Genomic DNA, 22,872 nt, shown 5'->3' with positions numbered 1-22,872 from the left:
CCCCCACGATGCCAGAGAAGCGGGCATCACCGCTCCAGGTAGCGGTCGTCCCCGGTCATGGCGGCGAGCATCCGCCGTGTCGTCATGGCCTCGTCGTGCCGGCTCTGGCGCTCGAGCGAGCGGGCGAGCAGCAGGCCGACGTAGACGTTGGTGGGATCCTCGTCGAGGATGGCGCGGCTCTCCTGCTCGGCCAGCGGGAGCGCGGCGCTGTGGTAGTACGCGCGAGCAAGGTACTCGCGGACGGCGTGGTTCCCGGGCTCGACGTCTCGCAGCTCGCGGAACCGGCGGATGGCGGAGCGGTAGTCGCGCCGGTCGAACGCCTGGACGGCGAGTTCGTAGGTGAGGTGGGTCAGCGACATGGGTCTTCCTTTCCGGGCGTGGTCGTGGACGACGGTCCGCGGGCAGCACCCCAACGCCGGGAGAACGAGGGGTATTCCCTTCTCAGACGGGGTGCCTGCGACCGTAGGCGCGTAACGCGTCGAGCACGGGCCGCGCATCCTCACCGGTCGCGGTCAGGTGGTAGCTGATGACGGTGGGCGGACCGGGGAGAACCTCGCGCCGCACGAGGTCGGCGCCGCAGAGCTCCTTGAGGCGGCGCGACAGCATCGTGTCGGTCGCGGCGGGCACGAGCGCCTTGATCTCGGAGAAGCGCGTGGCTCCCTGCAGGAGGGCGTCGAGGACGGCTGCGGCCCATGCCCTGCCGAACACGGTGAGAGCGCTTTCGATGGCGCTGCAGACGGGCGGCGATTCGATCATGGCTCCTCGGGAATAGATCGCGACGGCGGAAGCTTCTACTATCGACATCGTACCAACTATCAAGAATGGAAGTTGTGCCATGCAGTTCGGGATCTTCAGCGTCGGCGACGTGACCACCGATCCGACGACCGGGCGCACGCCGACCGAACATGAGCGGATCAAGGCCCAGATCGAGATCGCCAAGAAGGCCGACGAGGTCGGGCTGGACGTGGTGGCGGTCGGGCAGCACCACAACCCGCCGTTCGTGGCGTCGTCCCCGACGACCACCATGGCCTGGATCGCGGCGCACACGTCGCGGGTCATCGTCTCGACGGCGACGACGCTCATCACGACCACCGACCCGGTGCGCCTCGCCGAGGACTACGGCACGCTGCAGCACCTGACCGACGGCCGGATGGACCTCATGCTCGGCCGCGGCAACACCGGGCCGGTGTACCCCTGGTTCGGCAAGGACATCCGCGACGGGCTGTCGCTGGCTGTCGAGAACTACGACCTTCTCCACCGGCTGTGGCGCGAGGATGTCGTGGACTGGGAGGGCCGGTTCCGTACGGCGCTGCAAGGCTTCACGGCGACGCCCCGGCCGTTGGACGGCGTGCCGCCGTTCGTGTGGCACGGCTCGATCCGCAGCCCCGAGATCGCCGAGCAGGCCGCCTACTACGGTGACGGCTTCTTCCACAACCACATCTTCTGGCCCCCCGAGCACACGAAGCAGATGGTCGCGCTGTACCGTCGCCGGTTCGAGCACTACGGTCACGGATCGGCGGACCAGGCGATCGTCGGCCTCGGCGGGCAGGTGTTCGTGCGTGAGAACAGCCAGGACGCGATCCGCGAGTTCCGCCCGTACTTCGACCACGCCCCGGTGTACGGCGGGTCGATGCCGCTGGAGGATTTCGCGCGGGAGACGCCGCTGACGGTCGGATCGCCGCAGCAGGTGATCGAGCGCACGCTGGGATTCCGCGACTATGTCGGCGACTACCAGCGGCAGATGTTCCTCATCGACCATGCGGGTCTGCCGCTGAAGACGGTGCTGGAGCAGTTGGACATTCTGGGGGAGCAGATCGTCCCCGTCCTGCGCCGTGAGTTCGCGGCGCTGCGGCCCGCGCACGTCCCGGACGCACCGACGCACGCGTCGCTGGTGGCGAAGGCCGAGGCCGAGGGCAGGCTGCCCGCGCAGGATGCGGTCGAGTCCGTCGACGCCTGGACGGGGACCCGCGCCGAGGAGGAGAACGTCGCCCACCACTAAGGTGGGCCGTATGACGTGTTCGCACGTGCGCGCCGGGCTGGCGGGCAGGGTTTTCGACGGCGTGATCTTCGACATGGATCAGACGCTGGTGAACTCCATGCCCGCCATCAACCGGTCGTGGACCGCGTGGGCGACCCACTACCGCGTGCCCGCGGAGCGGTTCGTCAACATGCACGGTCTGCACGCGGGCGACATCATCCGGCTTCTGTTGCCGGAGCATCTGTGGGACGAGGCGACCGAGCGGATCGCCCGGCTGGAGACGGCCGACGTGGCAGACGTCGAGCCGATGCCCGGTGCGGTCGCGGCGCTCACATCCCTGCCGCTCGACCGTGTGGCGGTGGCGACATCGGCCATCGAGGAGCTCATGCACGCCCGGCTGGAGGCGGCGGGGTTGCCGCGTCCGGGCGTTCTGATTCATCGCGGCATGGTCGCAAGAGGCAAGCCCGCGCCCGACATCTTCCTGCTCGCGGCCGAGCGGCTCGGCATCGCTGCGGACCGTGCCCTGGTCGTCGAGGATGCTCCCGCGGGCGTCGAGGGCGCCGCCGCCGCCGGCATGGCGTCTCTCGGCGTCCTCACGACGACGCCGGCCGATGATCTACCTGCCGATGCGGTCGTGGAGACCCTCGCCGATGTGGTCTGGGACACGTCCGACGGCGTGATCTCGGTCGTCGTCTGAGCACTCTCGGCCGCGTTCTCCTGCTCCGCCCGCCTGCGGTCCGCTGACGGGACTCCCCACAGCCCGCGGCCGCGGTGGGTCCGACGAAGGCTCGGACGGCCCTCGGTCGCGTCCACGATCGGGGTGAACGACGCGAACCCGGAGAACGCCCCTCACCGCCGTCGAAACGTCCTCCGGTCGGCAGGAGGGGCCTGTCACCAGCGGGTGAGGTGGCGGGTGAAATCGAGGGTGAGATTCCCAGGGTCTGGGCGCAGGGCCTGGTCGCCGGAACCTAGCGTGACTGGCCGGGCGGCCCACTCATGGCCGCTCCGTCGCGCGTGGGACTCCCGCGCATCGTGATGCGCAATCCGCTCGGAGAAACAGGCCGGGTCCGCGCACGGGGGGATGTGAGGTTCCGAATGAGGACCAGTCGGCCGGGGTGGGGGACGCGACCGCGAGGGTTCTGGCGAAGCCTGGCGAGCATGACTGTTGTGCTGGCGCTCGTCGCCGCGCAGTTCATCAGCGTCGTGCCGTCGGCAACCGCGGCATTGGGCGACCCTGCGGCGCTCAGCCTGCAGAAGACCGTGGAGGGCGCCGACGAGGTCGAGGTCGGGCCGACCGACTCGTTCCAGTACCAACTGCGGGTCGGCTGCGACGACAATCCCTGCATCGGCGCGGCGGTCACCGACCAGTTGCCGGCCGAACTCGCCGGCTTCACCATCGACAGCCTGAGTGTCGTCCTCCCCTCCGGTGAGACCTCTCCCGTGGGCACCGCCACGCTCGCGGGCTGCTCGGTCGGCGGCCAGGTCACCACCGACTGCGTGCTGACGGCCGACTTCACCAAGGGCCTCGGCAGCCTGGACGGGGTCCCCCAGGTCGGTATCCCGGCGGGGCAGACCTACCGGATCGATCTGCGGCTGGTGGTGCCCTCCGACCTCCCCGCGACGTGGGCCTACAACGGTGATCCGATCGAGAACACCGCTCAGGCGACGGCCGACAACGCCGAGCCCGCCGAAGACACGGCGGCGGTGACCGTCAGCGTCCCGATCGAGGTCGACGTCGAGGCGACCAAGAGCTGGTCTCCCACCTCGCAGCAGTTCGCGCCGGGGACGGAATCGTCCTTCACCATCGGCGCCCAGAACGCATCGAACGTCCCGGCAGCCGACCTCGTCCTGGAGGACGCGCCCGGCGCCGCCGACGGCGCCACCGCTCTCGACGCGGGAAACCCGTTCACCTACGTCGACTTCGTCGGGCTCTGCTCCTCCTCGGGCCTGCCCGATGGCGCCGACCAGGTGCAGGTGGACCTCTACGCCCGCACGTCGGGTGCGTGGGCATGGGTGACCGGTTCGCCGGCCGGCGTGCGCCAGCTTCCCGAGCTCGCCGCGGGCGCCGAGGTCGGGGGCATCCGCTTCACCTACACCAGCTCCACCGGCACCACCGTCGAGGCGGACGCCACCGCCGAGGAGTGCGTGACCGTGGAACAGCGGACGACCAACCGGACGAGCGGGGCATCCCTGGTGAGCGGCGCGACGGTCGACAACACCGTGAGCGCAACCGTCACCGTCCCGGGCCAGGATCCGGCCGTCGACACCGCGTCCGCGGACCTGGTGATCGGACCGATCACCGTGCAGGTCACACCCGGCAAGACCATCGAGCCGGCGACCGTCCCGGCCGGCGGCACCTTCAACATGAGCCTGGGAGCGAAGAACGACTCCAACGGTCCGCTCAGCGAACTGACCATCGCCGAGCCCGCGGCCGGCACAGATCCCTTCCTGTCCGCGGACCTCACGCTGACGGGGTTCACCTCGTGGACCTGGCCGGCCGGCGCCGACGAGGCCACCTTCACCTGGCACTTCGCCGACGGCGACGAACAGGAGGTCACCCTGCACGAGTCGGATGGTGCGCCGTCCGTCCCGGACGGGGAGATCACCGGCTTCGCAGTCACCTACACCGGTTCCATCGCCGCGGGCGTGGCGGCCGGGTTCGCGGTCGACGTCGAGACCGCCGCCGACATGGTTCCGGCGGACACGGAGTACCTCACCTTCAACAACACCATGGAGGCGAGCGGAACCAACCCCGCCGGGACCGACACCGTCCGGGCCAGCGACGACGTCCGCGTCTTCTACCCCACGCTCGAGGTCACCCTGGACAAGTCGGTCAGTCCCAGCGTGGTCGCGATCGGCGACACGGTGGTGGCCGAACTGCCGACCGAGACCGCCATGGACACCGCCCGGGCGAACCCGTCGGTGATCGAGATCACCGACGGCTGGAACGCCGATGACCAGAGCGCCTTCTGGGATGCGTTCCGCGTGCGGCGGCTGAGTTTCGTCCAGATCCCGGCCGGCGCGACCCTCGCCATCTACTACACCACCGATCCGTTGGGCTCCGCCTCGTGGCAGCCACTGGAGACCGGCCTGACGATCGCGGACAGCCCGTACAGCCGCAACCTCGTGGCCGACCCCGTCGCCGGAGTCGATGCCGACGACATCGTGGGCCTGCGGTTCGTCTACACCGACGCGGACGGGTTCGCGCAGGGGACCATCGTCAAGCCGAACATCGTCTTCGAGGCGGCCGCGACGCTGCGGGACGGAACCCCGATCCCAGAACCCGCCGAGGGCGAGGACTCGCGGACGACCACGTACACGAACACCGCTCACGCGGACAGCTCCGGGTTCTCCGGGGGAGTCCTCGTCGAGGGCGATGAGGTCGCAGCCGACGACCAGACCGGCATCGTCGTCTACGCGGGTGACTCCCCGGGGCTCGGACGGCCGATCGCCGAGAAGCGCTGGGTGGACGGCAGCAACGGCGACCTCGCCGATCTGGCCGCGCAGTCCAGCGCGTCGGCCTGGACGAACCTGGGCTGGGGGGTGACGCGCCCGGGCTACACCCAGGTCACCGTCAGCGACGCCGAGCCGGGCGCGGAGACGACGCCGGCCGACACGGTCTATCAGGCGTTCAACCTCACCGCCGTCAACGCGGTGACCTTCACCCAGGATCCGCTGCTGCGCTGGGACACGGTCAGCGAGATCTGGCTCTACAACTCCGATGTCGCCGCCTGGCAGCAGGTCGCCGTGCCCGGCGGCTCATGGATGAGCACCACCGGCTTCAAGGGATACAACCTCAGTGCCGCCGAGCAGGCGCGCACGACCGGGGTGCGGATCGTGGTCCGCCCGAACGACACCGCACGGAACACCAACTGGGCCTCGTCGAGCCCGGACCTCACCGCTCCGCAAGCGGGGAGCGGTGTCGCGTCGGCGGCGACGGCGCGGCTGTTCAAGCTCACCTGGCAACTGCGCAACACCCTGCGCGTCCCCTCCGGGAGCGCCCTCGACCAGCGGTTCGCGACCGGCACGACCGCATTCAACACACCCGATGCCGGTGTGGTCGAGAACACGGTCCGGGTCACCGCCTCCACCGGATCGGGGGATGTGTCGTGGGAGGACGACGACACGATCAAGCTCAACAACGGCGTCCCGAACACGGGCGCGAGCAAGAGCGCGTCGCCCACCAGCGTTGTCGTTCCGTACCCCGACGACGTTCCTGCCGCGAACTACCCGACCATCCGGTACACCCTGCGGGCATGGAACGCCTCCGATTCCCGCGCCTCCTACCTGCGGGTGACCGATCCGGTTCCCTGCACGACGCCGACCGACTGCGTCACCCAGGCCGATGAGTACACCGACCCCGGCGCGGTGTTCGACGGTGCGACCTACGATCCGGCGGAGAATCCCTTCGAGCGGCTCACCGTCACCGACGTGACGTTCCAGAACCCGCAGGGGCTGCCCGTCGACCTGGATGTCACCCGGGTGGCGGTCTGGCACTACAACGCCGGGACGACGACCGTCACCGAGCAGAGTCTGCGCCAGTTCCTGGACGCATCGGCGACCGATCTCGCCGACGTCATCGGCTTCAGCGTGGTCTACTCCAGCAGCGATCCGGCGTCGACCGGCGGTCTGTTCCCGGCGGGCAACGCGAACGACAACAGCCTGATCCTGCTGCTGGACACGCGGCTGCGTCCGACGTTGCGCAGCACGGGCGCGACCACGGCCGGAGATCTCACGCTCGACAACGATCTCCTCGCCCAGTCGCACGACCCTGTGCTCGCTCCCGCCGCACGCCCCAACGCCAGCGCCACCACGCCGGTCCAGTTGCGGGCGGCGGACCTGGACGTGACGGCATCGAAGTCGCTCAGCCCCGACACCATCCTGGAGACGAACCCGTCGGTCCCCGTGACGGTCACACTGGGAGCGACCGACGGCAGTTCGACCGTCGCGGCCGAGACGGCGACGATCTCCGACACCGACACGGGGTTCTGGGACGCCTTCGAGTTCAGTGCGCTCGGGTCGGTCACTCGTCCGGCGGGAGCCGACCGCGTGCGCGTCGACGTCCAGGTGGGCGATGACCCCGCCTGGATCGAGGGCACGGCTGCGACGAGCGCCGCGCTTCCTTCCCAGGTCAGCGATCCGAGCACGATCACCGGCATCCGTTTCGTCTTCCTGCGCTCGGACGGCCTTCCGTTCTCGGCGACCGCGCCCTCGGCGGACTGGTCGGCACAGGCGGTGTTCACGGTCCGGTTGCGCGACGGGGCGAGCTTCCCCGGTGAGGTGGCCAACACCGTCACCAGCGCGGCGAGCCACCGCGGTTACACGGAGGTGTCGCAGTCGGCCGACGACGGCGTCACGCTGTCCACCGGTACGCCGCGCCTCGACGTCCGCAAGGATCCGGGGGTGAACCCGAAGGTCGTCGAACCGGGCGTGTCCGTTCCCTGGACGTTCACCTTCACGAACGTGGGGACGTCCTATCTCGGAGTCAACGAGGTCGTCGACAGCCTCGGTCCGTGGCTGCGCTACGACGGCAGTGAGCCGGTCTACTCGAGCACGGGTGCTCTGCCGGAGACGGGCGTCACCATCAGCCAGTCCGGTGCCGAGAACATCACCTTCACCTTCCCCGACGACGCGCCGCGGATGGCGCCCGGCGACTCGTTCACGATCACCGTCGGGATCATCCTGGTGCCCGGCCTGACCGCGGACCAGCGGGCGACGAACAGCTTCTACGTGGATACCGACGAGACGCTCGCCGCAGGCGATTGCGTGAACCGCTCGGGCAACGGCCAGGGCATCCTGTCCGGGCTGGCGGCCAACCAGTGCGGCAGCTCCAACTTCGTCAACCCGCAGGCCGGTGCGCTGCTGTTCGGCGAGAAGGAGGTCCGCGGCGAGGTGGACGGCACCCTGGTCGACGGCGCCAGCAACGTGGTGAACCCCGATCTTCCCTGCGAGGCGGACACGGGCGCCTTCTTCCGCACGGTGTGCGTGCCTTACACCACGATCGGAGCCACCGACGAATGGCGAATCGGGGCGGCCAACACCGGCACCGTGCCGTACTCGACGCTCACCCTGGTCGACGTTCTGCCGACGCCGGGGGATCGGCTGCTGGCCACCGGCGCCGCCCGCGGATCGGATTGGCGGTCGGTGCTCGACCTGGACTTCGGCGTGCAGGAGACCATCACCGAGACGTTCCCGGCGGACGGCGTGCCCGCCGGCACGGAGGTGGTCGTGGAGGTCACCACGGCCGCCGGTGCGTGTGTCGGCACGGACAGCGGGTCGGCCTGGACGTCGGACCCGACCTGCTCCAGCCATCCTGTAGCCGCGCAGTGGCAGACGCTCGCGTCGTACTCCGGCGATGCGGCGGCGATCACCGCGCTGCGGATCACCCTCGACTTCAGGGGCACGGCCACGGGCTCGCTGCCGCCGGGCGGTAGCGTCCACTTCCTCTACCGGACGTCGAACGTTCCCTGGCAGGAGGGCGACCTGCCGACCGCTGAGGCGGTACGGGCGGATCTGCTCTCGACCGACAGCACGATCTCGTGGAATCAGACCGGGGTCAGCGCCACGCTGTCCACCAACGGGCAGCGGATCTCCCGTGCCCCCGAGCGCAGCGGCGTGCAGCTCACTCCGAGTGCGCTGGCGGTCGCGAAGACGGTGAGCGGGCCGAATGCCGCCGCGGCGCCGTCCTCGTTCACGTTCGATCTCTCCTGCACCGTGCCGGACGGCGCGGGCGGCAGTGTGCCCGTCGTCTTGGGCGAGTCGGCAACGGTCAGCGTGCCGGCCGACGGGACTGCCCGGGTGGACGGGGTCCCGCTGGGCGCGACCTGCACTCTCGACGAGGCCGGCGACGTCGGCGAGTTCGGCGAGTCCGTTCGCACGCCCGCGGGCGGGCGGCAGACGCGCGTTCTGCAACGCGCCCGGGCGAGAGACGCCGTGCCGACGGCGCAGACATTGTCCTTCGACAACCGCTACGACGATGCGGACCTTGCGATCGAGAAGCAGGTGGACAGCGTCGCGCCCAATGCGGGCGGCCCGATCAGTTGGACTCTCACCGTGAGCAACGCCGGGCCCGGGCCCTCGTTCAGCACGGCCGCCGAGCCGATCACCGTCACCGACACCGTCCCGGACTGGGTGGACGACGTCGGCGTCTCCGGGTCGCTGCCGGATGGCTGGAGCCTGGCGACTCCCGGCCCCTTCGGCGCTGGGGACACGATCACCTTGGTCCTGGCCGACGGGCGTTCCCTGCCCGCAACCGGGGAGGGGTCGTCGGTGAGCTTCACTCTCGAGGGGACTCTCGACGCCGCTCTGCCACCGGACACGGAGATCGTCAACACCGCGACGGTCACACCCGGTCCGACCCCTGATCCGGACCCCGACAACAACACGGACGGCGCCACGACGACGCCTGGCACCGACACGACGCTCGCCATCGCCAAGACCCGGGTGGTGCGCGACGGCGACGACTGGGTGCCGGCGGCCTCGCTGGACCCTGTCCCGTCGGTGGTCCCCGGCCGGACCGTCACCTATGTCCTCACCGTCGCGAACACCGGTTCGGCGGATGCGCGCAACGTGACCGTCACCGACGAGGTGCCCGATGAGCTCTCCTACGCATCGTTCGAGGCGATCACCGGCGGGTGGACCCGCGTGTCGTCCGACAGTGGGGAGGGCGCGGATCAGAGGTTCAGCCTCGACGGCGTTCTCATGCCGGGGGCCACGGCGTCTCTGCTGGTCACCTTCGACATCGATCCGGGGCTGGACTCCGACATCGACAACTGGGCGCAGGCGGAGGCGGACAACTCCCCGACGAAGCCTCGCGACGACGACAGCACCGGCTCCACGCGGGTCGCCAACCTCAGCATCGCCAAGACCCACACCGGTTCGGCGGTCGCGGGCACGGGGGTTCCCTACACCATCACCGTGACCAACGAGGGACCCTCGGACTCCTCCGGGCCGATCGTGGTCACCGACACCCTGCCGGGCGGGTTCGGCTACACCGCAGGGAGCGCGACCGTGAGCATCGCGGGAGCCTCCCCGATCCCCGTCGAGCCCACCGTCGCCGGGCGGACGCTCACGTGGTCCGTCGGGGCCGATGATCCGTCCTTCACGCTGCCTGCGGACACGACGATCGCGATCAGGTTCACCGCGGCGGTCGACGCGACGCTGACCGACCAGTCGGGTGTGCTCAACCACGCCACGGTCGACGGGCCGGACGATCCGGATCCGTCCGACGACGGCACGGACGATCCCACGGACATCGTGACGCTCGCAGGCGTGACGATCGCCAAGCAGGCGGTCACGCAGGGACCGTTCACTCCGGGTGGCGCCGTGCGCTACGAGCTCACGGTCACCAACAGCGGCCCGTCCGTCGCCCGTGACCTCACGGTCAGCGACGTCGCGCCGGCAGGGCTGACGATCGAGTCGATGAGCGGCGACGGGTGGCAGTGCGCGCTTCGAACCGCGACCTGCACACGCCCGGACCAGGCGGTGGCGACGTCGACCATCACGGTGGTGGCCCGGGTCGCGGCGGACGCCGCCGCCGGAGCGGAACTCGACAACCAGGCGACGGTCGCGTGGACCAACTCCTCCACACGGCACGCGCATTCCGACAACGCCTCGATCACCGTCACACGTGTGTCGGGCGGGCTCGCGACGACCGGTGCGGCGACGCTGCCGGCCCTCGTGGGGGCGGCGCTCCTGCTGCTCGCCGGGATCGTGCTCCGCGCGTCGCGACGGCCCAGGGAGGAGTGATCCGTCCCCTCGTCGAGGGGCGCTCGCGCGCGGACTGTGAGCGCCGTTCCGGCGCCATATGCTCAATCATCGGGAAGGGCGATACGCGGGATGTCGCAACAACAAGGCAGTGGGCCCGTCGCGCCTTTACCCGTCGCGGCCGCGGTGCGTGAGGCGCGCGCGGCGGGCGACCATCGACGGGTCGCGCGGCTGCTGTCGGATTCGCCCGTCGAGGCATGGTTCGCGTTTCCCGTCCATGAACTGCGGGCGGTGCTCGCGGGGATCCCGCTCCGCACGCGGCGGTCGAGCATCCAGTTGGGCATGCTCGGTGTCATGGCCGGTCAGCCGGACCAGGGCGGGGATCTCGACTCCGGCAGGGAGCACGAGCAGTTGAGGCAGGGCGCCAACCACTTCCGGCAGCGGATGCGGGGCGCGCCGCGCACCGCCCTCCGATGGGTTCAGGGGGCATCGGCGGATGCGATGCGCAGCGCCAGCGCCCTGTTCGACACCACCGGGGGGCTCGAGGCGGTGGCATCGGTCCAGGCCGGCATCACGCAGATGCTGGCGGGAGATCTGCCGCGCGCGTTGGCGAGTTTCACGCGGGTGCAGTTGAACCCGCCGCCGAATCTGCCGTTCCTGGCCCGTGACGCGTACGTCAAGACGGCCCTCATCCACGCCCAGTTCGGCGACCCGGGCCTGGCGCGCGGTCTGCTCGCCGCAGCCGCTCCGCTGCCGCGCACCGACAGTTGGGCGGAGGCGATCATCGACGCCCACGCCGAGATCGTCGGCGTCCTCCTGCTGCCCGTCGGCGCGGCGGATGCGATCGCGCGGATCGAGTCGATCTCGTTGGGAGCGGTCGGCGAGCTGTGGCCCTACTACGTACAGGCGCTGCACAGGGTCTACATCCGCGCCGGACGGCGCAGCGAGGGAACCCGCCGGGTCGAGACGCTCCGGCTCGCCGGTCCGCCCGCCGAACCCGGCAACGGCTTCCCGGGGTCCGTCTTCGAGACGACGCTGGCCGAGGATGCGATCCTGCGCGGCGACGCGGCGACCGCTCGCGCGCTGCTGGCGCGGGCCGATCCGGCCCTGGTCACCACCCGGTTCGCGAGGGCCGGTGTCGATCTCGTCACCGGCAACAGCCTGCGCGTCGTGCGTGCCATGATCGGACTGCAGGGCGCGACCGCCGGGCTGCGCCGGCTGGACATCGGTCGTCTCGCCCTGATGGCGACCGCTCTGCGCGAGACCAAGGACCTCGACGCCTGTGTCGATGTGCTGCGACAGATACGCGACCATTACGGGGAGCTGGGCATGGAGGAGCAGATCCTCCTGCCCACCGTGTTGTGGCCCCTGATCGACGAGCACCTCTCGGGCTGGATGACGCCCCCCGTCCCCGGAGCACCTGTGGTCGAGGTTCCGGAGGCCGGATCGTCCCTCACCACTCGCGAGCGTGACGTCCTGGCGTGTCTCGTGGCGGGACTGAATCGCGATCAGATCGCCGAGACCCTGTTCATCTCGGTCAACACCGTCAAGACGCATCAGCGTTCTCTGTTCCGCAAGCTCGGCGCCTCCAACACCGCCGAGGCCCTCGTCGCGGCCTCGCGGCGGGGCCTCGTCTAGGCCGGGGTGCCTCGGTTCGGGGCGAGCGCCGCTCGCGCTTTGTGGAATGATCGCGCCATGGATGAGCGTGCGCTCGAGACGCCGTGGACGCGCGGTGTTCCGGCAGTCCCGGCGTCGCGTGGAGCGTAGCCGTGGACGTGGACGTCGCCGGGGTGGAGCAGGCGGTCTCGACGGGCTCGCTCCCGGGCTGGGATCGGGTCGACCAGCTCGTGGTCGCGGCGTACGACCGCAGTGCTGCGAGCGAGGGCGGCGTCGTCGCGGACTACATTCCGGCGTTGTCCGAGGTGGATCCGAGGCTGTTCGCGGTGTGCGTCGCGCAGACCGACGGGGCGGTGCATTCCGTGGGCGACGCCGATGTCGAGTTCTCGATCCAGTCGATCTCCAAGGCCTTCGTGTACGCCCTGGTCTGCGAGGCGCTCGGTCACGAGGCCGTCCGGGAACGCGTCGGAGTGGACAACACGGGGCTCGCGTTCGACTCGGTGATGGCCATCGAGCTCAACGGCGGGCATCCGAGGAATCCGATGGTCAATGCCGGAGCGATCGCGACGACGGCGATGCTGCCGGGACGGACGGCGACCGAGCGGTGGGAGCGGATCCGCTCCGGGCTGTCGGCCTTCGCGGGGCGGGACCTGGAGGTGGACGACGAGGTCTATCGGTCCGAGACACGGACCAACCAGCGCAACCGGGCGATCGCTCGCCTTCTGGAGAGCTACGGCCGCGTCGAGCTGGATCCGCTGGAGGTCGTGGACGTGTACACCCGCCAATGCGCCCTGCGGGTGTCGGCGCGCGACCTGGCCGTCATGGGCGCGACGCTGGCCGACGGCGGGGTCAACCCGGTCACCGGACAGCGGGTCGTCGCCGAGGGGGTGTGCCGGGACACCCTGGCCGTGATGGCGTCGGCGGGTATGTACGAGCGCTCCGGGGAGTGGCTGTTCGAGATCGGGATGCCCGCCAAGTCGGGGGTGTCCGGCGGCATCGTCGCGATCTCCCCGGGCAAGGGCGGGATCGGCACCTTCTCGCCGCGCCTGGACGATGCCGGGAACAGCGTCCGCGGCCAGCGTGCGATCGCGTACCTCTCACGGGCACTGGGGCTGAACCTGTTCGCTTCCGTCCCGCACGTCTCACCGATCGATCTGCATTGAGGCAAGCCTAACCTAACTTATATCGTGTACGCGTCGCCACACGCGGAGGTGTGCTGACCGGGCCGCAGGCCCGACCTGGCTCTCGACCCGAAGAGGAAGCCACATGTCCAACACCGTCTCGGGCATGGACGCGCACGCGGCCGCGCCGCCCCGGAAGAGGCACACGACCCGCACGATCATGACGGCGGCCGCCATCGGTGCCGGCGTGGGCGTGATCCTGATCCCGCTGAACTTCATCAGCCAGCCGATCGCGGTGACCATGCCCCTCGTCGCCGTCGTCTTCTACGGGGTCTGGGGGATGGCGGCGCTCATCCCGCTTGCACACCTGCGAATGCGCGGCGCCGGCATCATCGGCTCGACGGCGGCCGGACTGGTGTCCTCCCTGTCGCCGTACGGGCTGTTCATGGTCGTGATGATGCTGGGATGGGGACTGTTGATGGAGCTGCCGTTCGCGGTGGCCCGCTACCGGCACTTCGGCTGGCGGATGTTCCTGATCGCCGGCGTGGTCACGGGCGTGATCTCCAGCGGGATGAGCTGGGCGATGCTCGACCTGGGAAGCATGAAGGCGGAGGTCGCCGTGGCCACCTGCGTGGTGCAGGTGGCGTCCTTCGTCGTCTGCAGCATGTTGTCCTTGCTGATCGCCCGGTCCCTCGGCCGCGCCGGCATCGGCGGTCGTCCCCGAGCGCAGGGCGACGTGTGAGCGCCGTGGGCGCTGCCAGACCCCGGTGCGCGGTGCCTCAACCGGATCGCGGCGTGAGCCTCGGGGACCCGGTGCCGCCGATCGTCCTGGAGGGCGTCGCGGTGCGCTACGACTCCTCCGACGCCTGGGTGGGTGAATCCGTCGACCTCGTCGTGCGCGAGGGAACGGTGACGCTCGTGCTGGGTCCGTCCGGGTGCGGGAAGTCGACCCTGCTGCTGGCCATGGCGGGCCTGATCCCTGCGAGCGTCCCGGCCCACCTGCGCGGTCGGGTGCTGTGCTGCGGCACCGACACGGCCGCCGCCTCGCCCGGGCAGCTTGCGGCACAGGTGGGCATCGTCTTCCAGGACCCCGACGCCCAAGTCGTCACCGCGACGCTGCTCGACGAGGTGTGCTTCGGGCTGGAGAACCTGCTGGTCGCCGCCGACCGGATCGAGGATCGTGCGCTGGCGGCGTTGCGCCGGATGGGCCTCGCGGATGCCCGCGAAGCTGCGCTGCGTTCTCCTGCCGAACTGTCGGGCGGCCAGCGGCAGCGCCTGGCCATCGCCTGTGCGCTGGCCCTCGACCCGCGAGTGCTCGTCCTCGACGAGCCCACCGCGAACCTGGATCCCGTCGCCGCGGCGGACTTCTACGCGGCTGTCGCCGACCTGCGCGCTCCGGAGCGAGCGATCGTGCTCGTCGAGCACGAACTGGATGACGCGCTGCCGCTGGCCGACCGGGTCGTCGTCCTCGATCGGGAGGGTGCGGTCGCGTTCGACGGCACACCGGCCGAGGTGCTCGGCGAGCACGCCGGCGCCCTGCGCGACCTCGGAGTCTGGCTGCCGACCGCGACCCGGATCGCCCTCCGGCTGGGGCTCACCGCGCGTCCCCTGCCGCTGACAGGCGAGGAGTTGCGCGCCGCCATCTCGTCGACCGGCCGCGCCGGCACGTCCGGCACCGCGCGGGCCGCGTCCGGGACGCCCTGTCCGGAGCGCCGCGACGGCGCCGGGGGAACGGAGGCCCCGGACCCTGCGATCGAACTGAGCCGGGTGTCGGTCGCCGTGGGCGCACGCACCCTGCTGAGCGACATCGACCTGGCGGTGCACACGGGTGAGTTCCTGGCGGTCGCCGGTGTCAACGGGGCGGGAAAGAGCACGCTCACGCTGGCCATGGCGGGCCTGCTGCCGATCGCCTCGGGCAGCGTCGAGCTTGCGGGAAAGCCGATGGCCACGATGAATGCGCGCCAGGTCGGCGATCGGGTCGGCTACGTGTTCCAGAATCCCGAGCATCAGTTCGTCTGCCACAGCGTGCGCGACGAACTGGCCTACGGGCTACGGGTGCGAGGTCTGCGCGAAGATCGGATCCGCGCCGCCGTGGACGAGGCGCTGGAACGGTTCGGCCTCGCCTCCTACGCGGGTCTCAATCCCTTCCTCCTCTCCCACGGGGAGAAGCGGCGGCTGTCGGTCGCGACCGCGCTCATCACCGAACCGCAGGTTCTCATCCTCGACGAGCCGACCTTCGGCCAGGACCGCGCCCGGGCCGACCAGATCCTCGCTGTGGTGAGCGAGCTCAACCACGCGGGTATCGCGATCGTCATGGTGACCCACGACCTGCAGTTGATCGCCGAACACGCCGACCGTGTCGTGCTGATGGCCGACGGTCGCGTGCTGCATGCGGGGGAGACGCGTCGGGTGCTGGGCGACGAGGCACTCCTGGGGAGCGCCGGCCTCCGGACGCCTCCTGTCCTCCGCCTGACGCGGCTGCTGGCCGCCGAACGTCCGGAGTGGGCCGGCGTCGACCGCCTCGACCAGATCGGTGGCGTGCGGCCATGAGCGCCGTTTCGCAGGTCGGGGACCGCGTGGGGGAGGGCCACGGCGCCCGCGGCGGTTGGCTGCGCACGGTGAACCCCGTCGTCAAGATCGTCGCGACGCTCGTGCCGATGGTCGCGCTGCTCTTCACGCGCGACGTCCTCACGCCCACCCTGGTGCTGGTCGGTGCGACCGTCACGCTTCTCACGGGTTTCCGGATGCGTCCCCGCACCCTGGCGATCGGCGTGCTCGCCGCGACGCTCATCGTCGCGTGGATGACGTTCTTCTTCGCCCTCCTGGTCGACACCGATCGCTTCGGGGGCACCGAGCGGGTCGAGATCGGGCCGGTCGCGCTCTATGTGCAGGGCCTGTCCATCGGGCTGGCGACCGCGCTGCGCTTCGTGGTGGTGATGATGCTGGCCCTGCTCGGCTCGCTCGGAACCACGACAGACAGGCTCACCAGCGCTCTGATCCGCCAAGGTCGCATCCCCTACCGCTTCGCGTACGGGACGGCGGCGACACTGCGGTTCGTGCCGCGCTATCAGGCAGATGTCCGCACGCTCCGGGCCGCCCATCGTGCGCGTGGCATCATCGACGGCCGCGGGCCGGTCGGCACACTGCGCCGGGCCGGACGATCCCTGGTGCCGTTGCTCGCCGGCGGGGTCCGGCATGCCGAGCGTCTCTCGTTGGCGATGGACGCGCGGGGGTTCGGCGCCTTCCCGCAGCGCACCGATCGCAATCCGGCCGAGGTGCGCACCCGCGACGGGGTCTTTCTCGTCGCCGTCTGGGGCGGGGTCGCCGCCTGTTATCTGGTCACCGCGCGACTCGGCGTGCTCGTGATGACCGGCGCCATATACCAGCCCTAGCCACAGCTCACGAAGGAGAAACACCATGGCAGGCAACCGCACTTCCGCCGCACCGGGCGCGGATTCCGATGCGCTCGTCACCCCCGGCGCGTTGGCGCGGATGACCGCGCCGGTGCGGGGCCGCATGATCCTCGGCGCCGCGATGTCGGCGGTCTCGGCGGTCTGCGCCCTCGTCCCGTTCGTCGCCGTGGCCGAGGTGGTGCGGTTGCTGCTCGAGGACGGGCCGAGCCGCACCGTGTGGACCTGGGTGGTGGTGGGCGTCGTGGCCATGGTCGCGCGAACCCTCCTCTACGGCGGCGCGCTGTCGCTGTGCCACTACGCCGATGTCGATTTCGTCCATCTGCTGCGCCGGCAGATCGTCCGGCACCTTCGCCTCCTGCCGCTGGGCTGGTTCGACGAGGCCGGATCCGGCGAGGTGAAGAAGGCGGTCACCGACGACGTCACCCGCATCCATGTGATCGTCGCCCACCTGGCCGGCGATCTGACCAGTGCCGTCCTGGTGCCGATCGTGTCGATCGGCTACCTGTTCACTCGCAACGTGCCCATGACCGTGCTGCTGCTCGGGTACGTCGTGATCGTCTTCCTCGCCGCCGCACCGGCCATGCAACGTGGCTACCGGGCGCACATGGACGAGTGGAATCGGGCGCAGGGAGCGGTGAGCACGGCGACGGTCGAGCTCGTCGACGGCGTCGAGGTGGTCAAGACCTATGGCACCGGCTCGGCGGTGTTCCGGCGCTTCGACGACGCGGTGAGCCGTCTGACCCGCGTCGCCTATGTGTGGACGGCGGCGATGGGGCGACCGGCCGCGCTGGTCAACATCCTCTTCTTCCCAGGCACCATGGTCGCCGTGGTCCTGGGCCTCGGCCTGCTCGCGGTCGGCATGGGGTGGGTCGCCCCGGTGGGGGTGGTGCCGTTCCTGCTGGTCGGCGTGAGCCTGCCCAGCGGCTACCTGCAGATCGCCCAACTCGCGAACGGGCTGCGCACCGCGTCGCTCGGTGCGACCCATATCGACAGGCTGCTGTCGCTGCCGGGGCTGCCCGAGCCGACCAGCCCCGCGGTGCCCGTCGATGCGACGGTCCGCTTCGATCACGTCGACTTCGGCTACGTCGACGACGTCCCGGTGCTGCGCGACATCTCCTTCACGCTCACGCCCGGTACGGTCACGGCGCTGGTGGGTCCCTCCGGGTCGGGCAAGACCACGATCGCGCGGCTGGTCCCCCGGTTCTGGGACGTCACCGGTGGTGCGGTCACCGTCGGAGGCGTGGATGTGCGGCAGATCCCGACCCCCGATCTGCTCGGCCGGATCGCGATCGTGTTCCAGGACGCGGTGGTCCTCACCGACTCGGTGCGTGAGAACATCCGGCTCGGCCGTCGCAGCGCGTCCGACGCCGAGGTGGAGGAGGCGGCGCGGAACGCCCAGATCCACGACCGGATCCTGGCCCTGCCGCGCGGCTACGACACGGTGCTGGGTTCCGCCGAGGGCCATCTGTCGGGCGGGGAGCTGCAACGGGTGACGATCGCCCGCGCCTTCCTGCAGGATGCTCCGATCGTCCTGCTCGACGAGGCCACCGCGCACGCCGATCCACACGGCGAGGTCCAGATCCAGCAGGCGCTCACGAAGCTCGGTGCGGGTCGCAGCGTGTTGGTGATCGCGCATCGGCTGTCGACCATCGTCCACACCGATCAGATCCTCGTGCTCGACGGCGGCCGGATCGTCGAACGCGGGCATCACGACCACCTCGTCGCCGCCGGCGAGCGATACGCACGCATGTGGGCCGCGCAGAACTCGGCGGTCGTCAGGGCAGGAGCGACACGATGAGCACCACGATCCGATCCGATCGCGACCATTCCGCGAACAGCCTGTTCGGCCGGATCGACGAGGCCATAGACGGCCGGAGCGGACTGACGTCACAGACTGTCGGCTACGGCGTGGTCGGAGTTCTCCAGGGCATCGCGTTCGCCCTGCTGGTCCCGGCCCTGACACGATTCCTCGACGGGGACGTGGCGGGCTCGGTGCCGTGGATCGTCGGCATCGCGGTGGTCGCGGCGGCGGCGGCCGTCGTGCTGTGGGTGCTGACGGAGCGCGGCTACCATCTGTCGATCGAGCGACTCCACGACGGCTTGATCCGGGCGCTGGGAGCCAAGGTCGCGCGGTTGCCGCTGGGGTGGTTCGACTCCGAGCGGGCCGGACAGGTCACCACGTTGGTCACCACCGGCGCGCAGAACGTCATGAACGTCCCCAGCGTGTTCCTCCAGCAGCTCACGGTCGCGCTGGCGACGCCGGCCACGGTGATCGTCATCACGCTCGCCGTCGACTGGCGGATGGCCGTGGCCCTGGCGGCGATGACGCCGGTGGCCTGGCTGGTCTACGTGTGGGGACAGCGTGCCGTCGTACAGGAGCAACGTCATGAAGCGGCCTCGCGTGCCGCGGTCTCCTCGGCCGTGATCGAGTTCGCCCAGGCGCAGCAGGTGCTGCGCGCCACCGGCAGCCTGGCGGGGCAGCACCTCCACGTCGACGACGTCCTCGCCCGGAACCATCACGACGGTCGGGCCAAGCTGGCCAAGCAGTCCCTGCCCGTGAGCACCTTCACCTTCACCGTGGAACTCGGGTTCGCCCTGACGTTCGCGCTCGGCACGTATCTGGCGCTGGCCGGCGAGCTCTCGGTCGGTACGCTGGCCGCCCTGCTGGTGCTCGCAGCCCGGTTCGTCGAGCCTCTCACCCAGGTCGGGGTCTATGGGGTGGCGCTCCGACAGGCCCGCACCAGTCTGGCCGGGATCGACGAGGTGCTGTCGGCACCGACGCTGCCCGAATCGGACACTCCTCGCACACCTCAGGAGACCGACATCACCTTGTCGGATGTGAGCTTCGGCTACCTCGACACGCCGGTCCTGAGCAATCTCGACCTGCACGTTCCGGCGCGCAGCATGACGGCACTGGTCGGACCGTCGGGAGGCGGGAAGTCCACGGTGCTGCGCCTGATCGCGCGGTTCTGGGACGTCGGGTCCGGGTCGGTGCGGATCGACGGGGTCGACGTGCGCGAGATGGCGACGACCGACCTGATGAGCCGCATCGCCATGGTCTTCCAGCACGTCTACCTGTTCGACGACACGATCGTCGCCAATGTGCGGTTCGCCCGGCCGGACGCGACCGATGCGCAGGTCGCCGATGCCATCGCGGCCGCGGGGCTGGACGACGTGGTCGCGACCTTCCCCGATGGCCTGGAAACCCGCGTCGGCGAAGGCGGCGCCTTGCTGTCGGGAGGGGAGCGTCAGCGGGTCGCCATCGCCCGGGCCTTCCTCAAGGACGCGCCGATCCTCTTGGTCGACGAGGCCACCAGCGCGCTCGACGGCGAGAAGGAGGCTGCTGTGACCGGGTCCCTGGAGCGCCTGGCCCGCGACCGCACGGTCCTGGTGATCGCGCACCGGCTGACCACCATCGCCAACGCCGACCAGATCGCGGTGCTGGAGGACGGACGAATCACCGAACTGGGCAGCCACAGCGAACTGCTTGCCCGTGGCGGCACCTATCAGCAGTTCTGGAACGATCGCCAGAGCGCCGCGGGGTGGTCCATTCGCGCCGGATCCCAGCACTGATCGCTGCGGGCGCGGGAGCCTCCTCGTCGAGGATGGGGACAGGTCCGGATGCTGGGCCGTGGGCCGAGCGGGTGGGGGGTCGAGTACATCTGTGGCTCAGTGCAGCCCGGCACGCCGTGTGCCGAGCCAGGGGTCTCAGGAGGTTGCGATGAAGGTCGTGAAGGCGAAGACGTCGAATGCCACGGAGGCCTCCGGCCACTATTCCCGGGCGATCGCCGTCGGTGACTGGATCCTCGTGTCGAACACGGCGGGCAGGGATCCTCGCACCGGCGAGTTCCCCGCCGACGCAGGTGCGCAGGCCGAGGTCGTCTTCGAGATCGCGAGCGCCGCGCTGGCGGCGCTCGGATCGAGCTTGAAGGACGTCGTCCGGGCACAGATCGCTGTCCCGGACCCGGCGGACGTGCCCGCGGTCATGCGTGTCTTCTCTGCCCGTTTCGACGGTGTGGAGCCTGCTCTGACGCTGACCTCCGCGCCCTTGGCGAGCGCCGCGTACAAGGTGGAGATCGAGTTCACGGCCTATCGTGGGGCGGGTAGCGCCGAGACGGAGACCGTCGCGGTCGTCTTCTCCTGAGCGCCCGACGGCGTGGAGCGATCTGCGGCTCCTCGGCCGTCGCGGGACCCGTCAGAGTCCGTCTCGGCCTCGGCCCGTGTGACGTTCCTGGAAGCCCGGTCCCCGGACCGGGCCGTCGGTCGACACAAGCTCGTCACTGTCGTCGGTGAACACCGTCCTCAATCCGCGAATAGCGGAAAAGGAGCGAAGGTCGGTCATTCCGCGGACGTTCGTGAATCGCAGCTCGGTGACACCATCGACTCCTTCGGCCTTCCACCCGCGAGGCCACGGGGAGACATAGGAGATCTCAAGGGATCGAAGGCCGGCCGGGAATGCTCGTGGCAGTTCGTGGGGGCCCAGCAGCACGAGTGACCGGAGATGCGGAAGCGATGGCAGGATGTCGTTCCACGACGGTCCGGGCCGGGACAGGAACAGGTACTCCAGTGTCTTTCCGCCGCCCGCCGCCGTGATGTCGACGTGTCCTTCGACCGCCAGATGCCGCAGTCGCGGCAGTCGTCCCAGATCGATGGTCCCTCCGCACGGCGCGCGCGCTCCCAACGACAGCTCCTCCAGATCGACCAGCTCATTGACCGAGGAGAGGTCCCGGACGGGAGCATCGATGCGAAGACGACGAAGATGCGCCCGCTGTGAGACGAGGGATCCGATGTCCGGCCACACATCGTCGCCGAGCAGGTGAATGCTGCGGTGTGGGAGCACCAATCGTGTTCTCGGGTTCGCCACTGTCCTGGGTGCCGGTCCGCCTCGGCTGGGGGAATCGGCTCTCCATAGCCACTCTCGTCGGCGCCGGGCCATGCTCCGGTTCTTCCGCAGACTGTCCCGATCGTGAGGGCTGGAAACGGCGAGTCTCCGGTAGTTCTCCCGCCCCTGGTTCAGCGAGATTCCGTTGGCCCGCCGGCCGAGGGACGGGTGGTCGCGGTCACCCGGGTCGTCCTCCCACAGGCAGATCGGACACCACTCGTACTGTCCGCTTTCAGAAAGCGTCGTTCTCTCGCAGCACGGGCAACGAACGATGCCTCGCGTCATCCGGTCACGCATCGCGCTCCCGCCTTTCGCGGCGATCCTGCTGGCTTCGGCACGAGAGTACAGCTCCGACCCGGGTGCGGACTCCGGCGCGAAGCGGCCGGAGAGCCGGGAATATTCGATACCATCGGGAGCTGTCGCGCGAACAGCTCGGGCCCGGTGTCAGCGTCCGAACCCGCAGCGGGATCGCGATCCGGAGGAGAAGAAGATGGTCGTTGTCCCGGCGTCGACGCCTGCGCGGCTCAGCCCAGGGCGGCATCACATCGCTCTGCTCTTCGACTGGGACGGGACCGTCGCGAACAGCCAGCAGGTCAACTTCGAATCACTGCGCGCCGCGCTGCGTGACGTGCACCTCGATCTCGAGAAGAGCTGGTTCGATGCCCGGACTGGCGTCTCCACGCGGGAGATGGTGCGCATGATCGCCGACCTCGCGCGGGCAGAGGTGGATGTCGACGCTGTCGCCGCGGCTCGTGACCGCGCGTATCTCGAGCGTGTCGGGCAGGTCGGCGAGGTCCGCTTCGTGGTCGACCTGCTCCGTGCCGAGCGCACGCGGCGCGGGACCGCGCTCGCCACCGGCGGGGGAGCGGAGACCGTTCTCCCCACTGTGGACGCGCTGGGTCTTCGTCCTCTCTTCGACGTGATCGTCACCAGGAACGACGTCGCCCGTGGGAAGCCTGCGCCCGACATCTTCCTCAGGGCGGCCGACCTCCTGCAGGCCGAGCCGTCACGTTGCCTCGTCTACGAGGACAGCGACGAAGGACTGGAGGCGGCTGCCGCCGCGGGCATGGACGCCATCGACGTCCGCCCGCTGCGCGCGTTCGGAGATCGCCGCGACGCGTGACCGACGGGGAGGAGGCTCGTCGCGGTCAGGCG

15 protein-coding genes and 1 pseudogene are annotated in these 22,872 nt (G+C 70.1%); 12 read left to right on the top strand and 4 right to left on the bottom strand.

Going from position 1 to position 22,872, the window contains the following annotated elements; genetic code table 11:
• Positions 1 to 26: 26 nt before the first annotated feature.
• Both G555_RS0109105 and G555_RS0109100 read right to left on the bottom strand, forming a co-directional pair.
• Positions 27 to 359: a tetratricopeptide repeat protein gene (locus tag G555_RS0109105; RefSeq protein ID WP_028708645.1), complete on the bottom strand. Its 333-nt coding sequence runs from the start codon at positions 357 to 359 to the stop codon at positions 27 to 29.
• 82 nt (positions 360 to 441) lie between these two features.
• Entirely contained in the window at positions 442 to 756 is a 315-nt protein-coding gene (locus G555_RS0109100; protein WP_028708644.1) for a winged helix-turn-helix transcriptional regulator, read from the bottom strand.
• A gap of 79 nt (positions 757 to 835) precedes the next feature.
• Between G555_RS0109100 and G555_RS18930 the strand changes: the two genes are divergently transcribed.
• From G555_RS18930 to G555_RS0109045, 11 genes are all read left to right on the top strand, one after another.
• A complete protein-coding gene (locus G555_RS18930) occupies positions 836 to 1,999 on the top strand; it encodes an LLM class flavin-dependent oxidoreductase (RefSeq protein ID WP_051208614.1) in 1,164 nt (387 codons plus the stop codon).
• A gap of 10 nt (positions 2,000 to 2,009) precedes the next feature.
• Entirely contained in the window at positions 2,010 to 2,675 is a 666-nt protein-coding gene (locus G555_RS0109090; RefSeq protein ID WP_051208613.1) for an HAD family hydrolase, read from the top strand.
• A gap of 461 nt (positions 2,676 to 3,136) precedes the next feature.
• Complete coding sequence (locus tag G555_RS0109085; RefSeq protein ID WP_156887486.1) at positions 3,137 to 10,726, top strand: isopeptide-forming domain-containing fimbrial protein; 7,590 nt, start codon at positions 3,137 to 3,139, stop codon at positions 10,724 to 10,726.
• Positions 10,727 to 10,816: 90 nt separating this feature from the next.
• Positions 10,817 to 12,322 (top strand): helix-turn-helix transcriptional regulator, encoded by a 1,506-nt coding sequence (locus G555_RS21210; protein WP_156887485.1) that lies wholly within the window; start codon positions 10,817 to 10,819, stop codon positions 12,320 to 12,322.
• 131 nt (positions 12,323 to 12,453) lie between these two features.
• Positions 12,454 to 13,464, top strand: a complete 1,011-nt coding sequence (gene glsA / locus G555_RS0109075; RefSeq protein ID WP_028708640.1) for a glutaminase A — start codon at positions 12,454 to 12,456, stop codon at positions 13,462 to 13,464.
• A 103-nt stretch (positions 13,465 to 13,567) separates the two neighbouring features.
• Positions 13,568 to 14,164 carry an ECF transporter S component gene (locus G555_RS21205; protein WP_051208612.1) on the top strand — a complete coding sequence of 199 codons (597 nt, stop codon included), beginning with the start codon at positions 13,568 to 13,570 and terminating at the stop codon, positions 14,162 to 14,164.
• Between the two features lie 53 nt (positions 14,165 to 14,217).
• Positions 14,218 to 15,972 carry an ABC transporter ATP-binding protein gene (locus G555_RS0109065; protein ID WP_051208611.1) on the top strand — a complete coding sequence of 585 codons (1,755 nt, stop codon included), beginning with the start codon at positions 14,218 to 14,220 and terminating at the stop codon, positions 15,970 to 15,972.
• On the top strand, positions 15,969 to 16,814 hold the full coding sequence (locus G555_RS18915) for an energy-coupling factor transporter transmembrane component T (protein WP_051208610.1): 846 nt from the start codon (positions 15,969 to 15,971) through the stop codon (positions 16,812 to 16,814). Before G555_RS0109065 ends, G555_RS18915 begins: the two co-directional genes overlap by 4 nt.
• 25 nt (positions 16,815 to 16,839) lie before the next feature.
• Complete coding sequence (locus G555_RS18910) at positions 16,840 to 18,633, top strand: ABC transporter ATP-binding protein (protein ID WP_211223208.1); 1,794 nt, start codon at positions 16,840 to 16,842, stop codon at positions 18,631 to 18,633.
• A complete protein-coding gene (locus G555_RS0109050; protein ID WP_051208609.1) occupies positions 18,630 to 20,408 on the top strand; it encodes an ABC transporter ATP-binding protein in 1,779 nt (592 codons plus the stop codon). The genes G555_RS18910 and G555_RS0109050 overlap by 4 nt, the downstream gene beginning before the upstream one ends.
• A gap of 148 nt (positions 20,409 to 20,556) precedes the next feature.
• A complete protein-coding gene (locus G555_RS0109045) occupies positions 20,557 to 20,979 on the top strand; it encodes a Rid family hydrolase (protein ID WP_028708637.1) in 423 nt (140 codons plus the stop codon).
• Positions 20,980 to 21,030: 51 nt separating this feature from the next.
• On the opposite strand, the gene G555_RS0109040 is transcribed toward G555_RS0109045, so the two are convergent.
• Positions 21,031 to 21,675: a hypothetical protein gene (locus tag G555_RS0109040; protein WP_028708636.1), complete on the bottom strand. Its 645-nt coding sequence runs from the start codon at positions 21,673 to 21,675 to the stop codon at positions 21,031 to 21,033.
• 114 nt (positions 21,676 to 21,789) lie between these two features.
• Positions 21,790 to 22,002 (bottom strand): annotated as a pseudogene (locus tag G555_RS23390) (CPCC family cysteine-rich protein); the annotation flags it as partial.
• Between the two features lie 205 nt (positions 22,003 to 22,207).
• Here G555_RS23390 and G555_RS18905 point away from each other — a divergent pair.
• Positions 22,208 to 22,840, top strand: coding sequence for an HAD family hydrolase (locus G555_RS18905; protein WP_051208608.1), 633 nt, complete (start codon positions 22,208 to 22,210; stop codon positions 22,838 to 22,840).
• Positions 22,841 to 22,872: the final 32 nt, after the last annotated feature.

The sequence above is a fragment of the Propionicicella superfundia DSM 22317 genome (genome assembly GCF_000423465.1).
GTDB lineage: Bacteria > Actinomycetota > Actinomycetes > Propionibacteriales > Propionibacteriaceae > Propionicicella > Propionicicella superfundia.
This window is presented reverse-complemented; position numbering and strand designations above follow the sequence as displayed.

What these genes read in the sequence shown, in the direction of transcription:
- G555_RS0109045 (WP_028708637.1), top strand. Translation starts at nt 20,557, where the DNA reads ATGAAGGTCGTGAAGGCGAAGACGTCGAATGCCACGGAGGCCTCCGGC.
- G555_RS0109085 (WP_156887486.1), top strand. Translation starts at nt 3,137, where the DNA reads ATGACTGTTGTGCTGGCGCTCGTCGCCGCGCAGTTCATCAGCGTCGTG.
- G555_RS0109090 (WP_051208613.1), top strand. Translation starts at nt 2,010, where the DNA reads ATGACGTGTTCGCACGTGCGCGCCGGGCTGGCGGGCAGGGTTTTCGAC.
- G555_RS18905 (WP_051208608.1), top strand. Translation starts at nt 22,208, where the DNA reads ATGGTCGTTGTCCCGGCGTCGACGCCTGCGCGGCTCAGCCCAGGGCGG.
- G555_RS0109050 (WP_051208609.1), top strand. Translation starts at nt 18,630, where the DNA reads ATGAGCACCACGATCCGATCCGATCGCGACCATTCCGCGAACAGCCTG.
- G555_RS18910 (WP_211223208.1), top strand. Translation starts at nt 16,840, where the DNA reads ATGGCAGGCAACCGCACTTCCGCCGCACCGGGCGCGGATTCCGATGCG.
- G555_RS18930 (WP_051208614.1), top strand. Translation starts at nt 836, where the DNA reads ATGCAGTTCGGGATCTTCAGCGTCGGCGACGTGACCACCGATCCGACG.
- G555_RS21210 (WP_156887485.1), top strand. Translation starts at nt 10,817, where the DNA reads ATGTCGCAACAACAAGGCAGTGGGCCCGTCGCGCCTTTACCCGTCGCG.
- G555_RS0109105 (WP_028708645.1), bottom strand. Translation starts at nt 359, where the DNA reads ATGTCGCTGACCCACCTCACCTACGAACTCGCCGTCCAGGCGTTCGAC.
- G555_RS21205 (WP_051208612.1), top strand. Translation starts at nt 13,568, where the DNA reads ATGTCCAACACCGTCTCGGGCATGGACGCGCACGCGGCCGCGCCGCCC.
- G555_RS18915 (WP_051208610.1), top strand. Translation starts at nt 15,969, where the DNA reads ATGAGCGCCGTTTCGCAGGTCGGGGACCGCGTGGGGGAGGGCCACGGC.
- G555_RS0109100 (WP_028708644.1), bottom strand. Translation starts at nt 756, where the DNA reads ATGATCGAATCGCCGCCCGTCTGCAGCGCCATCGAAAGCGCTCTCACC.